The organism is Pleionea sp. WD8-19, from assembly GCF_055326765.1.
Genome location: NZ_JBUZOU010000002.1, coordinates 147,028 through 162,150 on the forward strand (window position 1 = coordinate 147,028; position 15,123 = coordinate 162,150).

The 15,123-nt window shown below is 41.5% G+C and carries 12 protein-coding genes; 8 read left to right on the top strand and 4 right to left on the bottom strand.

Translation table 11 applies throughout. The features are described 5' to 3' along the window. Positions 1 to 120 precede the first annotated feature (120 nt). The 7 genes from hisG to hisD all read left to right on the top strand — a co-directional run bounded on the left by hisG (position 121) and on the right by hisD (position 7,137). Positions 121 to 969, top strand: coding sequence for an ATP phosphoribosyltransferase (hisG, locus tag ACTUJY_RS03240; protein ID WP_463614619.1), 849 nt, complete (start codon positions 121 to 123; stop codon positions 967 to 969). Between the two features lie 17 nt (positions 970 to 986). Next, positions 987 to 2,612, top strand: a complete 1,626-nt coding sequence (locus tag ACTUJY_RS03245) for an aminotransferase class I/II-fold pyridoxal phosphate-dependent enzyme (protein ID WP_463614620.1) — start codon at positions 987 to 989, stop codon at positions 2,610 to 2,612. Continuing rightward, positions 2,609 to 3,181, top strand: a complete 573-nt coding sequence (gene hisB, locus ACTUJY_RS03250) for an imidazoleglycerol-phosphate dehydratase HisB (protein ID WP_463614621.1) — start codon at positions 2,609 to 2,611, stop codon at positions 3,179 to 3,181. The genes ACTUJY_RS03245 and hisB overlap by 4 nt, the downstream gene beginning before the upstream one ends. Positions 3,182 to 3,268: 87 nt before the next feature. Continuing rightward, the gene (gene hisH, locus ACTUJY_RS03255; RefSeq protein ID WP_463614622.1) at positions 3,269 to 3,841 is read left to right on the top strand and encodes an imidazole glycerol phosphate synthase subunit HisH; all 573 of its coding nucleotides are present in this window, start codon (positions 3,269 to 3,271) and stop codon (positions 3,839 to 3,841) included. A gap of 10 nt (positions 3,842 to 3,851) precedes the next feature. Next, the gene (gene hisF, locus ACTUJY_RS03260; protein ID WP_463614623.1) at positions 3,852 to 4,622 is read left to right on the top strand and encodes an imidazole glycerol phosphate synthase subunit HisF; all 771 of its coding nucleotides are present in this window, start codon (positions 3,852 to 3,854) and stop codon (positions 4,620 to 4,622) included. A 65-nt stretch (positions 4,623 to 4,687) separates the two neighbouring features. Continuing rightward, a complete protein-coding gene (hisI, locus tag ACTUJY_RS03265; protein ID WP_463614624.1) occupies positions 4,688 to 5,935 on the top strand; it encodes a phosphoribosyl-AMP cyclohydrolase in 1,248 nt (415 codons plus the stop codon). Then, entirely contained in the window at positions 5,932 to 7,137 is a 1,206-nt protein-coding gene (hisD, locus tag ACTUJY_RS03270; RefSeq protein ID WP_463614625.1) for a histidinol dehydrogenase, read from the top strand. Before hisI ends, hisD begins: the two co-directional genes overlap by 4 nt. A 58-nt stretch (positions 7,138 to 7,195) precedes the next feature. Here hisD and ACTUJY_RS03275 read toward each other — a convergent pair whose 3' ends face one another. The 4 genes from ACTUJY_RS03275 to ACTUJY_RS03290 form a co-directional block, all read right to left on the bottom strand. Then, on the bottom strand, positions 7,196 to 8,992 hold the full coding sequence (locus ACTUJY_RS03275) for a PKD domain-containing protein (RefSeq protein ID WP_463614626.1): 1,797 nt from the start codon (positions 8,990 to 8,992) through the stop codon (positions 7,196 to 7,198). A gap of 479 nt (positions 8,993 to 9,471) precedes the next feature. Beyond that, on the bottom strand, positions 9,472 to 11,895 hold the full coding sequence (locus ACTUJY_RS03280; RefSeq protein ID WP_463614627.1) for an ABC transporter permease: 2,424 nt from the start codon (positions 11,893 to 11,895) through the stop codon (positions 9,472 to 9,474). Continuing rightward, a complete protein-coding gene (locus ACTUJY_RS03285) occupies positions 11,892 to 12,593 on the bottom strand; it encodes an ABC transporter ATP-binding protein (protein ID WP_463614628.1) in 702 nt (233 codons plus the stop codon). Before ACTUJY_RS03285 ends, ACTUJY_RS03280 begins: the two co-directional genes overlap by 4 nt. Positions 12,594 to 12,612: 19 nt before the next feature. Next, on the bottom strand, positions 12,613 to 13,866 hold the full coding sequence (locus ACTUJY_RS03290) for an efflux RND transporter periplasmic adaptor subunit (RefSeq protein ID WP_463614629.1): 1,254 nt from the start codon (positions 13,864 to 13,866) through the stop codon (positions 12,613 to 12,615). A gap of 404 nt (positions 13,867 to 14,270) precedes the next feature. Between ACTUJY_RS03290 and ACTUJY_RS03295 the strand changes: the two genes are divergently transcribed. Beyond that, positions 14,271 to 15,107 carry a hypothetical protein gene (locus ACTUJY_RS03295; protein ID WP_463614630.1) on the top strand — a complete coding sequence of 279 codons (837 nt, stop codon included), beginning with the start codon at positions 14,271 to 14,273 and terminating at the stop codon, positions 15,105 to 15,107. Positions 15,108 to 15,123 lie beyond the last annotated feature (16 nt).

The window sequence follows — 15,123 nt, forward strand, 5'->3', positions numbered from 1 at the left end:
GCGCATGTAATTGAATAAGTTACCAGCAAAGCCCCGTTTACAAAAGTATCCGGGGCTTTTTCTTTATGCGGCTCCGGAATAACTCAAAAGCAAATGAACACGTTTTAAGAGGATCACACAATGACGTTAAAACTGGTGTTACCCAAAGGCCGGATCAATAACAAGGTTATACAACTGCTTAATGATATCGGAATCACGCTGATCGGTGATGACCGAAACTACCGTCCTCGTGCTTACGGGTTTGATTTGGAAGTTAAATTATTAAAAAGTCAGAACATTCCATCACTGGTTGAACTGGGGCAGCACGACATTGGATTTGCCGGGCTGGACTGGATTTTAGAACGCCGCAGCGAAGTGGAAATACTCAAAAACCTTGAGTTTGATCCCGTTAAAATAGTCGCTTGCATTCCCGAAGAGTGGAATTGGCAAGACGTCAAACAAAGAAAAGTCATCGTCGCTTCTGAATACAAACGCATCGCTTCGGATTACCTCGACAAAAATAGTTTTAACTACCAATTGCTCCGCAGTTACGGAGCAACGGAAGTATTTCCTCCGGAAGATGCCGATATGATCATCGATAACACCAGTACCGGCACCACCATCAGTGCCAATCGGTTAAAAATTGTTGATACAGTAATGAAAAGCTCGACTCAATTTATTGCTAACAAAGAAGCATTGCTTGATGTCGGAAAAAGACGCGATATCGAAAATTTATTAACGCTCATGCAAGCCGTACTCAATGGGCGTGAAAGGGTGTTACTGGAAATGAATTGCCAAACTAACAGCATCGAGACCATTGTTAACTTGCTGCCCGCCATGCGTTCACCAACGGTCAGTCGTTTGTTCAACGAAGAAGGCTTTGCAGTAAAAGCAGCTGTACCCAAAAGCACAACACAATCTTTAATACCACAACTGTTACAAGCCGGTGCGACCGATATTTTGGAAACACCCATTCGAAAATCGCTGTAGTCTACTGGGGATCCAAAATGCTTAAGCTCGACTTTAATGAACGCTGCGACTTTCCTAACCTATGGTTGCAAGACATTACCTTCGACTGGCAAAACCTTTGGCGTTATCCTGAACGCCAGATATTAGAACGTAAAATGGCCGAACGCTATCAGCTATCAACCGAACAGGTATATTGCAGCAATGGCGGAGACGAAGCCATCGCGCTTCTAATGCGTATTGTTCGCGAAAGCAGCCGTTTAATTTTGCCGTTGCCCGCCTTCAGTCAATACACTCAAGGCGTTTCAAACTGGAACTTAAATTGTCAACTGATTGCCCCTAAGAATGACTTAACGATCAATACAGAACTGCTCATTAAAACCATCGAACAACAACCTGGCTCAGTAATCGTTATTACCCGCCCGAATAATCCTACCGGTGAATTGGTTAACGACTCTACCCTAGAATCCATTTTAACCACCGCAGATAAAAATAACAGTTGGGTGTTTCTCGACGAAGCCTATATCGAATTCAGCGACACAGAAAGCTTTGTCAATCAACTCGACCGTTATTCCAACCTAGTCATTTTACGAACATTTTCCAAAGCCTATGGGTTAGCTGGAATACGCCTGGGCTATTTATTAGGGTCCGACTCGCTTATTAAAAAGTTCAAACAACGCAGTCTTCCATTCAACATTCCCACGCCAACCATTAGCATAGCGATGCAAGCTTTAGTCAAGGTAGCTGATAATGATGTGCAACATTATTGCAAACAAATCAAAAAGAACCGAAAGCAATTAACCGATTGGTTACAAGTACAAGGTGTCGACTTTTGCTGCTCACAAGCCAACTTTGTTACATTAAAACTCTCGGCATTAAAAGCTCAGCTATTAACCAATGAGCTGGCCAAGCAAAATATTCAAGTCAGATGCTTTACCGAAACATACTTAAAAGGATGCGTTCGGATCACTTTGCCTTATCAGCTACCACCACTTCTTACAGCTTTATCCAAAGTACTTCATCCGGAATTGATTTGCTTCGATATGGACGGTGTGCTTATTGATACGCGTGAGAGTTATGACCAGGCAATAAAGGCTACGGTTAAACAACTGACCGATTGCGAGGTCACCGATGACGATATCGAAAATCTACGTTCGAAAGGGGGTTATAACAACGATTGGACCCTGACTCAAACACTGATTTCACAGCGTGGATTTTCCATTACCTTGGACAAAGTTATCGACTGTTTTCAACTGTACTATTTGGGTGACGCCAACGATGGTTTTATTAAAAATGAACAACCGATTCTAGTGCCATCAATAACAGCAAAACTTAATAACAAGTCTATTCTCTTCGCCATTGTTACCGGTCGCCCGAAGGCTGAAGCTTTACTTGGACAACAAATGATCGGTTGGCAACAAGCCAGCCTTATCAGTGAAGACGATGTGACTGAAAGCAAGCCCAGTCCAGAAGGAATTAACCGCCTGAAAAAACAACTAAATGTATCCAACACCTGGATGATCGGTGACACACCGGATGACATTCACGCAGCAATCAACAGCGATTCAGTCGCCATTGGCATTGATCGAAATAACCGGCAATCACTCATCGAAGCTGGGGCGAGTTTGGTTTTAAACTCTGTCAATCAACTAGAGGAATTATTATGAGTGTGGAAGTGGTTAGAAAAACACGAGAAACGGATATTCACCTTGCGCTTAATATCGATGGTAATCAACAAATCAATATCAATACCGGCATTGGTTTTTTCGACCATATGCTGAACGCACTCGCCAGTCATGCGCGATGGGACATTAACCTAAAAGTAAACGGAGACCTTCTAGTCGATGATCACCACACCGTCGAAGATGTAGCAATTGTACTGGGTGAAGCTTTAGAGCAAAGCTGGCGTGGTAGAACTTCAATACTCCGATATGGCCAACGTTTGTTGCCTATGGATGAAGTCTTGATCCTTTGCGCGGTGGATGTATCCGGTCGCCCCTTTTATGTGGGCAACCTAGAGTTCACTCGTGAAACACTCGGTGGCATCAGCACCGAAATGTTTGAACACTTTTTTTACACGTTGGCTATGAAGTCACAAATCACGTTGCACTTAAAACCCATGACCTTTCGAAACAACCATCATTTAATAGAAGGTTGCTTTAAAGCACTCGCCTACGCGTTAAAAGAAGCGCTAAGCCAAACTAAAGGTGAAAACACAACCAAAGGCATTTTGTAAGAGCGCTAAAACAGCATTACGAGTTGCGAGTTAAAAAATACTAATGCGTCAAAAAGCGCTGCTTCAATGAAACATAAAGACAAATAAATGATGAACAAAACAGTCACACTACTCGACACTAATGCCGGTAATTTATTCAGTTTAAGTGCAGCACTGACTCGTATTGGCAAACACGTGGTCATTGCTCAAACACCGAACCAAGTACAAGGCAATGCACTGGTCATTCCCGGACAAGGAAGGTTTGGAACGGTGATGAAAAACCTCAACAACAGAGGTTGGATCGATTTTCTGAATCAATGGATATTCGACAATCAAACATTACTGGGAATATGTGTCGGTATGCAAATTTTCTTTGAAGGCAGCGAAGAAGATCCGGATACAAAGGGTTTAGGCTGGTTAAAGGGCCGAGCCAAAAAGTTAAAATTTCCCAAACAACCCATGGTTGGCTGGGCAAAAATTGAAAGTAGCTTATGGCCTAAAGGCGCCCCCTACTTTGTCAACAGTTACGCAATTCGGGAGTCTGAACAATGCGTCGCCACAACCTGCTACGGAGAAACCTTTTGCGCCGCCGTCAAACTCAACACACTTATTGGTTTTCAATTTCACCCGGAAAAATCGGGTCAGTACGGCCAACAACTTTTAATTCAAGCGCTCAAGTAACAAAATGGTAATGACATTGAACACGAATCAATTAAGCAAACGTATTATTCCCTGCCTCGATGTGAACAATGGCCGCGTAGTCAAAGGCACTCGCTTTTTAAATCTTCGCGATATGGGTGACCCTGTCGAGCTTGCAATGAAATACGAACAACAAGGCGCCGATGAAATTGTTTTTTTGGATATTTCCGCCAGCAGTGAAAAACGTCCAACGGCACTTAACAGCGTAACCCAAATTGCGAGCAACCTGAGCATTCCTTTCACTGTTGGCGGCGGTTTGAAAACAATTGAAGATGTTAAAGCGTTTCTTGATGCCGGTGCCGACAAAGTGGCATTAAACACCACTGCGGTTATTAAGCCAAACATCATCGATCAGGTTGCCAAAGAGTACGGCAGCCAATGTGCGGTCGTAGCCATCGATGTTAATCGAGAGCACGACCAACAAGTGATCTATATTCATGGTGGGCGAACTCGCATAGATAAAGATTTTACCGCCTGGGTTAAAGAAGTCGAACATCGTGGCGCAGGAGAAATTCTTCTCACTTGCATGCACAAAGACGGTACCGGCAATGGTTTCGATACTGAATTAACCGGCTCTGTGGCCAAAAACAGTAACATCCAGGTGATTGCTTCCGGCGGTGCCAATAATGAACAACACTTCCTAAATGCATTTCGTGCAGGTGCAGACGCTTGTTTGGCGGCGGGAATGTTTCATAGTGGCGAATACACCATTGAGCAAGTTAAAGCATTTCTTAAAGACAACAATATAAATGTACGAGTTTAGTTACTCGTTGCGAGTAAACACATTAACGAACCATTCACTCATTGATAATACAAAAGTAGAAAGATATGTTAATACCTTCCATTGATCTCATGAATGGTAAAGCCGTTCAACTTAGACAAGGCAAAGAGAAAGTCATAGAACGCGAGGACGTTTTTCAGTTACTAGAAAAGTTCTCTGTATACGGTGAAGTTGCCCTAATCGATCTGGATGCCGCTCTGGGTAGGGGCTCAAACGAATCGCTGATCATGAAACTTCTGAAACATCGTTCTTGTCGGGTTGGTGGTGGCATTCGAGATCTTGAAACAGCGCAAAAGTATATAAAAGCCGGTGCTTCGAAAATAATAATTGGCACAAAATGTCGTGAAAACTGGGTTAAAAAATTACCTAGGGAAAGCCTTATCTTTGCCATCGACGCCAATGGCGATTACTGGTCAACATCCGGTTGGCAGAACACGGAATCAATCAAAGTACTTGACTTAATACCGGAATTGATGAACCACTGCTCAGAGTTTCTTTACACTCAAGTAGAAAAAGAAGGCTTGTTGGAAGGGTTGGATCGCAAACGCATACAACAAGTGGTTCAAACCGCTAAAGTTCCGGTAACTGTCGCCGGGGGCATCACGACCCTTGACGATATTAAATGGTTTACCCATTTAGGAGCGAATGGTCAGATTGGCATGTCGATCTACACAGGAGCTTTGAAACTAACCGACTGTTTTATGACACAACTCGATTTCGATAAATCCGAGTTAATACCGACTATTGTTCAAGATATCGAAACAAACAAAGTTCTAATGCTGGCTTATTCCAACCGAGATTCGCTAACTCAAGCACTAACCTTAAAAAAAGGTATTTATTGGAGTCGAAGCCGACAAGAATTATGGCAAAAAGGTCTCACCAGTGGAAACCAACAACAGTTGGTACATGTCGATTTCGATTGTGATGGCGATACACTTTTATTTAAAGTGAGGCAAAGTGGTAATGCCTGTCACTTTGAACGTTACAGTTGTTTTGCGAGTGAACGAAACGACTTTTCCTTAAAGCGACTGGAACAGTTATTAGTCTTGCGAAAAAATACAAAGCCAGAAAACTCTTTTACAACACGCCTGTTTCAATCCCGTACATTAAGAGCAGAGAAGATCCGTGAAGAAGCCAACGAGCTAATTGAAGCACAAAATTTTGATGACGCGCGTTGGGAGGCTGCCGATTTAATATTTTTTGCACTCACGGACGCACTAGCGAAAGGTGTTCGATTTGATGACATTCAAAAAGAACTTCGCAGTCGATTTAATGACCGAGAGCTTTTAAAATGATTTACAATGCAAACGATTGGCAACGCCCAAAACTTTCTGCAGAACAAACCATCGCAGAAAGTGTTAAGTCGATATTGCGAGATATTTCCAGTAATGGCGACTCAGCAATTGATCGTTACTCTAATCTGTTTGATGGTTTTACACCACAGTTCATTGAACTAAAACCGTTTGATGTATATGATTTAGAGCCCTCGTTAAAACAATCGATTCGACAGGCCGCCAAACGCATCAAAACATTTGCCCAGTTTCAAAAAGAAAGTTTTACCAATAAAAGTTTTACAGATGATTACGGTGAATACGGGCAAGTGGTGACACCGATAGAACGTGCCGGATGCTACATTCCGGGTGGTCGCTTTCCGTTAATTTCTACCGCGCTAATGACGTTGATCCCCGCCAAAGTGGCTGGCTGCCAAGCGCGCATTGCGGTGTCACCCTCCAATCACCCGGCTCTGCTTGCTGCAGCATCGTTGGCGGGCGCAACACAATTTTTTAACATTGGAGGTGTACAGGCGATTGGCGCACTCACTAACGGCTACCAATCACTTCTACCTGTAGATATCGTCGTTGGCCCTGGCAATGCTTACGTCAATGAAGCCAAAGCACAAGTTCAACATCGGTTAAACATTGACGGTTTGGCTGGTCCCAGTGAAATGTTAGCAATATGCGATGACCAACAACCCATAGAATGGTTGGCTTATGATGCTTTGGCTCAGTCGGAACACGACCCAATGGCATTATCCGTATTGATCAGTGACAGTAAGCAATGGCTTAGTGCGATGAAATGTTTTTTATCCAGCAATAAACCATTCCAAACTTTAATTGCTGATCAACAAATTGCATTAATTGAAGCCGACTCTGTCGATAGCATAGTTCAATTTTGTAATGACTTTGCGCCGGAACATCTTATGCTCTGCGATGAGCGCATTACGCCCAATCAGTTAAAACACTTTGGTTCGCTGTTTATCGGTGCCAACAGTGCCATAGCGCTGGGTGATTATTGCGCCGGACCTAACCATACACTTCCTACGTTAGGGTATGCTCGTCAAAGTGGTGGTTTGAATGTTCAAACGTTTTTACGCGTTCAAACCTTTCAAAAAATATTCGATAGCGGCCGTGTGAATTTGTCAAATATTGCTATGCCTATCGCACAATCGGAGGGGTTAAAATACCATTTAGAGAGTATGAAAATAAGGAGCAGTTAACTCTTAGGTATTGAATTAAGGTATAGTGCAATTAAAGCACTATACCTTTACATATTGATTAAACAGGACAAATAGGAGCAATCTTCGATTCACCTACATTTTTATCATCCTCTGCTTTTTGCACCGGTTGATTGCAGTCGGATGCAACCGTAATGTAACAACTGGTGCTACCCTTTGCTCCCTCATTATCAGTTACAGTCAGTGTCGCGCGATGAGTAACGGTTCGATATTCATTCCCATAAAATGTTCGATAAATACTACGACCGCCGGCGGAACCACCCGTACTGAAAGTCCATTTATAATCCACTATGCTACCGTCAGAGTCATAACTATTTGAACCATCTAAGTGACTATAAACCGACCCAACGCCGTAATTTGGAGACGCGCTACAACGAGCAACCGGAGCTTTATTAGGCGGGTCAACCCAGTCGCCACGAACGATAATTTCATTAACTCTTACGTATTGAGGTTGATTACTCGGACCTAATAATCCAACCAAACGAATCGCTTCGGTATTAATAGCCGAAATATTATGTTGGTTACGAACCTTATCGTTACCATGCCGTGAAACTAAGGTTTCCCAAGAGCCATCAGAAAGATACTCTATTCGATAGTTTTGAAGCGGATACCCTTCGCTGGAGATTACTTCTAATCCATCAATACGAACGGCTTTAGGCCAGGTCAATTTTACCCATTGAGGTAGAGATGAATTGCTATTAGTCCAACTATAATAACCACCTACACGTGAATCCAAGTCGCGATCATTCACTTTGCTTGCTGAATAACAGTTCAAGCCTGAGCCTGAACAGTAAGTGGAAGAAGCTGTAGCAGTCGCCTCAGGCGCCAAGTTGTTACCAAGCCATCGAAGTCGATCTCGTAAATGATAGAGTGCCTGCGAGACTAACCAAGTGCTATTTGCTATGGCGCCGTGCGACATGGTTTCCCAGGATTGAAAATACCAACCTAAATCGGTTCGATCATCAACAGCACTTTTATGCGAGAAAGCTCGTACATCAAGTCCAATATTTAAAAAGTCGAGTACCCTTTCACCAGACGTAAAGCTTCTTACTGATAAGTGTTTTTTATTCGTAAACTGACTTCGCAAGTCCGTTTCCCACGCCCAGTAACTGCTGTCTCCTTGAGCAGGGTTATCGATTTTTCTGTCGTATGTTCCGAGTTCGCCCGCTCCTTTATTCGCGACACCATCAAAATTATGAACAATAACGGCTACATTTGGGAACTCTTGCTGAAATTTTTTGGCTAAACGCATCACTAATGCACCGCCTCGACTATGCCCTGCCAAATACACAGACTCTAGATTATGGCTGTAAACTTTACTTTTTAGCCAGTCGTAATAAGCATTCACAATTTCTCGTTTATTGTCTTCTGAAAACTTATGGTTGAAGCGTGCATCGAAAGCTAACCCTACAAAAGTGTCAGACTCTTCGTAAATACCATCACTGAAGATTCTGTATGCAATAGATCGCGTATCGATATTGAAGGTTCGAGTCGCATCCGTCTTTATCCAGCCGTCATGAAATTTATCTGGCTGGCCTGTAATAAGGTTTTGGTCTCCGTTTCCAAACCGCTGCCCCGCGGATAAGAATACTAAATGACGCACATGAGCTCGAGCTGGCTGGTTGTACCGTGATAAATAAGTATTTTTCTGTTTTTCATTTGCAACACCGTGGTTTTCCCACCACCTATATTCATCCATTAATTTACTATTACACGTTAAACTATTGCGACAATAACGAATTTTATCGACTGTAGTTAAAGTCGTAAGCGCTTTAACTTCAGGGCTAAATACTGTTGCGAGTATGATGCCCATTAAAAAGCATTGAAAATTGTTCATTAAACGAACTCCTTAACCTGGTATTAAACGGAGTCGTCACTATAAATAAAAAGGTTAAGTCAGTTGATTATTAAAACGTTAAGTTTTTCTTAAGTTTTACTGAAGTTTCTTAAGAAAAAATCTCATAACCTATATTTTTCGACTGCGTTGAATGGTTTATATACAACTGGAGACTAAATGCCAAACAACACATTTGATTAACGCGCTTTAATTAACAACCATCTCAAAAATAGAGTTTTGAAATTTAGTCAAAGTATAGAAGTTTGAGTGAACGAAATTTACATATTGTATAGAAATTACTCAAAAGGCTATTGCAAATTATTGAAAATCCGTAAAGCATTGTCAGTAATTGTGACCCGTTTTGATTTATTCAGATTTTCAATACAATTTGAAATACCCTGTAAATCTATAGCATTTTGAAAATACGAGAAATAAGCCCCCTCCAAAAATGTAAGGGGCGCAATGTCCTAAAGAAAGTACTAAGAACGCAAAGAGTAGATGACTGGTCGATTTAACACGTTTAAAAGAGGAATAGCACAGGACAACCAACCCACCAGCATGACCAATCCTACCGCCATCATATAAGTAACCGCATCGCTACTGCTAACTTCCAAGTCAAAATGATGACGCAATAAAACAAAAACTAAAGTAATAGTAACAAGGCTGAATACGGCTCCTGTCGCAACTGACTTTAAGTTCTCCCGCCATACAAGCCGCATAATATCTCTACGCCTTGCACCTATGGCCAAGCGCGTTCCGAACTCGAACACCCTGATCTGTTGGCTAAAGCTAAAAATGCCGTACAAACCAATAGCAGCCAATATGAAAGTCAAAAGTGTTAAAACGGTAGTCACTACCGTTGTGACTGCATCGGCGAATACAATTCTATTTTTAATTTCCTGCAAACTATTAAAACTGTAGACAGACAACAGTCGGTCACTGTTTTTAACAAATTCAACCAACTCTTTCCTAGTCAGCGATTGACCGGGGTAGGTTTCAATCAATAGTCGAGTATATGCGTCATGAGTTGGTGAGTGAACACGATAAGAAACCTCTTCATCTCCGATGGTACGTCTATTTTTGACAACTCCGATTACCGTAAAGTAATCACTTGTACCCGACGTTAACTTCGCCCCAATCACCGGTCCATCTTCTGCCAACCTATTAGCAAAAGCTTCATTGATGATCATAAGCTTATCTCTGAATTTCACTTCTTCCTGTGTAAAATATCGCCCCTCTACGAGTGGTTGGTTTATCATAGTAAAATAATTAAAATCGACCACCTTTCCTTGAGGAGAGTAATTCTCATTGGTATTGAGATCCGTTATTGCCCATAGTGACATAGGCGTAAAAGGTGAATCATTCTGACTGACACTTTTAACTTTTGGTAAACTTTCAATATTTTTTCGAATCAATTGAATACTCGGCTTGAGTTCTTCCCGTGTTAGGTTTTCTGAAGAAATCGTCGTTAGCTCTAACGCTGACACATTGTCAAGCTCAAACCCTAACGGTTGTGTGATGTTTTCCGCAGCCTGACAAAAGACAATAAAATTAAAAAATATCAAGGTTATTGAAACGGCGACCTGACTGATCAACAATGCCTTTCTAACGCGTACAGGCACTTGAATACCCAACCCTTTACCACTGCCTTTTAAATTTTCTATTAGGGACCGATGATCGACTAAAAAAGCGCACAAACGAGCGAAAACTGCTGATAAAAGAAATAGCAATAGAGTAGCCATACCAACGGTAAAGGTATTCAGTGAAACTTCTACAACTCGTGGTAGCCATAAGTTCAAATATTTTTGGGTTAGAACGATTCCAATTTGCGAGAATGCTAACGCGAGCAAACAGGCACCAGCCACAACAATAAAGGATTCAGCCCAAAGCAGTTGAAAAATTGATGCTCTATTTGCACCTATACTGGCTAATATCGTTAACTTTTTACTTTGTCTGGACATTCGAGAAAAGTACAAGTTGATAATATTGACTACTGCAATAAACACTAAACCCAATATGCCTGCTATTAACAGTAATATCGTTTGTTTACTGTCACCAAGAATGACATCTTTCAATGAAAGTGCTTCTACCTTTACATCCCAGCCATCAAAAAATACATACGAGGAAACTCGTTCGCGCCATAAAGGTGAGATCATTGACGTTATTTTAAGCTCCACTTGCTTTTCCGACATTCCATCCGACTTTTTTACCAAAATAAAATTATTCCAATTGTAAGAATGCCAGCTTTCTCTTACCTGAGGTGTTACTTGATTAAAATCCCAAGGTAAATAAATATGAGTGGCTCTTCCCACCTGTACGATTTCAGGCTCAATGAAACTTTCAGAAAGAACACCAACAATTCTGAAACTTGTTCCACTCATGGATATGGACCGTTCAAGAATATTCGGATCCGAATTAAAGTTTGCTTTCCAGGATTGATAACTAATGACCGCAACGGGATTATACTCATCAACCTTTTCGGTAGGGTTAAAGACTCTTCCGCGCTCCAATATAGGCGAAAGCAGCTCAAAATATTCAGGACTCACATAAGCAACGGGAACTGAAGGTTGTTCGGGATGAGTGCTAAGTACCTCGGTCGCGTAAGATATTAAGGCGGCTTTGTCAAAAATTTGTTGGTTGTTATATATATGCATTAAAGTTGGATAGGGATAAGCTCTATTATTAACCACTCCATCCTTCTCTACAAACCCATGTTGAAGCAAATAAAGCTTTTCCGCATCAACATAAGGCATTGATTGAATTAGGGTTACATACCCTATTGTTAACACACACAGCAAAGCGCCAATGGTTAAACCTAACGTCGTAGAAACAGCCATCACAAACGAACGGCTTTTATTGAGTGAAGCAAATGCTTGCTTAAACACATGTTTTTTTTGGTTCATACAGCTTTACTCATTAATTCTTCATAAACCAATACGCCATCTAATAATTGATAACATTTTTTCGCCAAGCTTGCGTAACGAGGTTCATGTGTCACCATACAAATGGTGACACCTTTTGCATTTAAATCACTCAGCACTTGCATCACCTGATCACCGGCTTTTGAATCTAGATTTCCGGTTGGCTCATCCACGAGCAATATCGTTGGTTCAGCAACTAAAGCTCTGGCAATTGCGACACGCTGTTGTTGTCCGCCAGACAATTGGTTAGGCTTATGATCTTTTCGGTGCATCATATCAATCAGAGCCAAACACTCACAAACTCGCTCGAGAACTTTGGATTCTTGCCGTTTGTTTTTACTGTATCGAAGTGGCAATGCCACATTATCAAACACGGATAACTCATCGATAAGATTAAATGATTGAAATACAAATCCAATTTTTTCGTTTCGTATTGCAGACGCTTCATCTAAAGTTAACGCAGTAACATTCTCGCCCTCAATGAAATACTCCCCCTCTGATGTAAAATCCAATAGTCCAAGAATAGAAAGCAGCGTTGACTTACCACACCCTGACGGTCCTGAAATAGACACATAATCGCCGGCATCGATCTCTAAATTCACTCCTTGAAGCGCATGTGTTCTCATATTTTCAGACTCGTAGATTTTTGAAATTCCACGCAATTTAATTTTTGGTTCCATATCATTACTCCAGTATTTTTTATTGTATTAAGAGAGCTGCTTTATTCTTCACCTTGTCTGGTAAGCCCGAAACTATATACTCTGCACCTTCTTCAACCGTCGATGTAACCTCAACAATATTTCCCGCGAAACGACCTAGCGTAACATTTTCTCTAACAGCTCTACGGCCATCATTTTGCAACCGAAACAAAAAAATCGACCGGCCCTCTTGTGCGATTGAAGGCCTATCGATATAAAACGTATCAAAAACTTGTTCTATAATAATCTTACCATCGATATTGAGCAGAGGCCTTGCGTTTGGAGGAAGCGAGTCTGTAAGGGCAACCTCTACTGTTACCGAATTTTCTTCGACAATCGGATCGACACGCACCACTGTTCCCATAATTTTTTCACTGTGTATGCCAACCTCTGCAGCCTGCCCAATTTCAACTTTCTGAGCTTGAGTTTGTGGTACCCGAACTAACGCTTTTAACGATTCAATACTTCCTATTAGTGCAATTTCTTGCCCGACTACCAAAGACTGACCAAGACTCACAGGCAACCTTTGAAGCACGCCTTCCATGCCAGCTCGGATCACAAGTCCATCCATATTCTTTTTGAGTACAGCCAGTCTGGACTTCGCTAGCTCCACTCGCGTTTGCTCAACCTTCAGCGATTGTGCATGCAGATTTTTTAACAATGCGATTCTATTTCTAATGAGATCCAATCGCTTTAAAAGTTGCTTTTCCTGCAACTGACCACTGGTAAATTCAAACTCAGAGATGATTCCTTCATGAATTAACTTTTGCTGTGCGATTCGCTTTAACTTTGCGGTTTCATATAACGCTTGAAGCTCCTCCATTTGGCCACGCTCGAACAAAAGCTCTCTTTTCTGCGACGCACTTACCTGACTAAAGTCCGCTTTCGCCATCGCCAAGTTTTGTTGGGCTGCGAACAACTCTTGTTCAAGTTCAGGGTTTTCCAAACGTACAATTTCAGACATCTCAGTGACTTGCGCTCCTGGCTTTAATAAAATCTCCTTTACGGTTGCAGCGGTTCGCGAAGTGATCAGCAGGTAGTGTTCGGACTCTAATACTCCAAAGCCATCAACCGTTATGTTCATATTTCCACGCTTCACTTTTCCTACTAATAAGTGATCTGCGTTTACTTTTTCGACATCATTTTGAAAGAAATAACCCATCGTTAGGAATAATACGGTTATCAATAGGGCTAACTTCACTCCTCCCCTTAATAAGCGACCTTTTTTATCGTTTTTTTCTTTAAGAACATCCATAACTTCCTACCCGCTTAGGTTTTTCGTACGTCGTTTTTCTACTGCTTGCTCTCAGGAGAGATCGACGCTTCAACCATTACGATTACATATGTAATCACCCCTACAGATTACATATGTAATCCATATTATGCAAGCGCTTTAAATGGAGAAAGTGGTTTTGCTTGGAATATCAGCAGATGGTGACCAGAATATTACGACTCACCCAGCTACTTCCGGGTGTCTTCTACTCTAGCAAGCTGTAGTAGTTTCGCATAAAATGCGCTCTATTCGATTGCCGCTTTGTGCCACTCATGTTTTCTCTGTTTAAAAAGAAACCAAAGAAAGAAAAGCTCTTTGAAGTCACTTTCGTCCCGGAAGTCGACGGATAACATTTCGATAAAGTCGCCCCATTCTCTGATGAATCATTGCAAAATATTGACGACTGTATAATCGAAAAGTACACCGACGAAGCATTAAGGTTTAAGCACTGGACGAAACTCAATGCATTTTGGCTGTCTACAGTTACAGCCGATCTCAATCACCATTACAAAATGTATGAGTCTGAATACTTCCTTATCGCTTATCCTGCAAACAACCCAAAGCCTACCTCCTTGCATGATTACTTGGAGCTTTCACATTTTCGGGTTCTATCTTCGCTTAAGGGTATTGCTCAAACGATTCGAGAAGGCAAACTTCCCGTTTTAGTTTTCGCCGATCAAGAGGATTATTACGAGTACATCGAACAGTTTTATTCTGAAGGAGAATTTGGTCTTTCTAGCGGTACATTTATTAATAGCGGAATCAAACACTTCAATCTTCCTTTTACTGAGCTTTTAGAAGTTGAACCGACCATCATTCATGAATTAACTCACGCTTACCTAAGCCATCTACCAATTCCTACGTGGTTGAATGAAGGCATTGCAGTGAATATTGAAGATGCCTACTGCCAGTCAGCGCCAATAATGACAAATCGAGAATCCGTTGCAAAACATTTAAATCATTGGAATGAAACAACTATACAACATTTTTGGAGTGGCGAATCTTTCAAAAGCTCGAACGAAGCGAGTCCATTAAGTTATGAATTGGGGCGTCTCATTGTAAAATCGCTTAGCCATAACTACAGCAAGTTTACACAGTTCGTTAATACAGCCCACTTTGAAGATTCAGGTAACAAAGCCGCAATTGATGCATTTGGAGGCCCTATTCACTTGCTTTTAAATGAAATTCTTGGCGAGAAGAACTGGAAGTTTAATGGTCACTAATAAAATACGATCGTCG

Coding starts and splice junctions, on each gene's coding strand:
- hisG (WP_463614619.1), top strand. CDS start 121: ATGACGTTAAAACTGGTGTTACCCAAAGGCCGGATCAATAACAAGGTT.
- hisH (WP_463614622.1), top strand. CDS start 3,269: ATGATGAACAAAACAGTCACACTACTCGACACTAATGCCGGTAATTTA.
- ACTUJY_RS03285 (WP_463614628.1), bottom strand. CDS start 12,593: ATGGAACCAAAAATTAAATTGCGTGGAATTTCAAAAATCTACGAGTCT.
- ACTUJY_RS03280 (WP_463614627.1), bottom strand. CDS start 11,895: ATGAACCAAAAAAAACATGTGTTTAAGCAAGCATTTGCTTCACTCAAT.
- hisD (WP_463614625.1), top strand. CDS start 5,932: ATGATTTACAATGCAAACGATTGGCAACGCCCAAAACTTTCTGCAGAA.
- ACTUJY_RS03245 (WP_463614620.1), top strand. CDS start 987: ATGCTTAAGCTCGACTTTAATGAACGCTGCGACTTTCCTAACCTATGG.
- ACTUJY_RS03275 (WP_463614626.1), bottom strand. CDS start 8,992: ATGAACAATTTTCAATGCTTTTTAATGGGCATCATACTCGCAACAGTA.
- ACTUJY_RS03290 (WP_463614629.1), bottom strand. CDS start 13,866: ATGGATGTTCTTAAAGAAAAAAACGATAAAAAAGGTCGCTTATTAAGG.
- hisB (WP_463614621.1), top strand. CDS start 2,609: ATGAGTGTGGAAGTGGTTAGAAAAACACGAGAAACGGATATTCACCTT.
- hisI (WP_463614624.1), top strand. CDS start 4,688: ATGTTAATACCTTCCATTGATCTCATGAATGGTAAAGCCGTTCAACTT.
- hisF (WP_463614623.1), top strand. CDS start 3,852: ATGACATTGAACACGAATCAATTAAGCAAACGTATTATTCCCTGCCTC.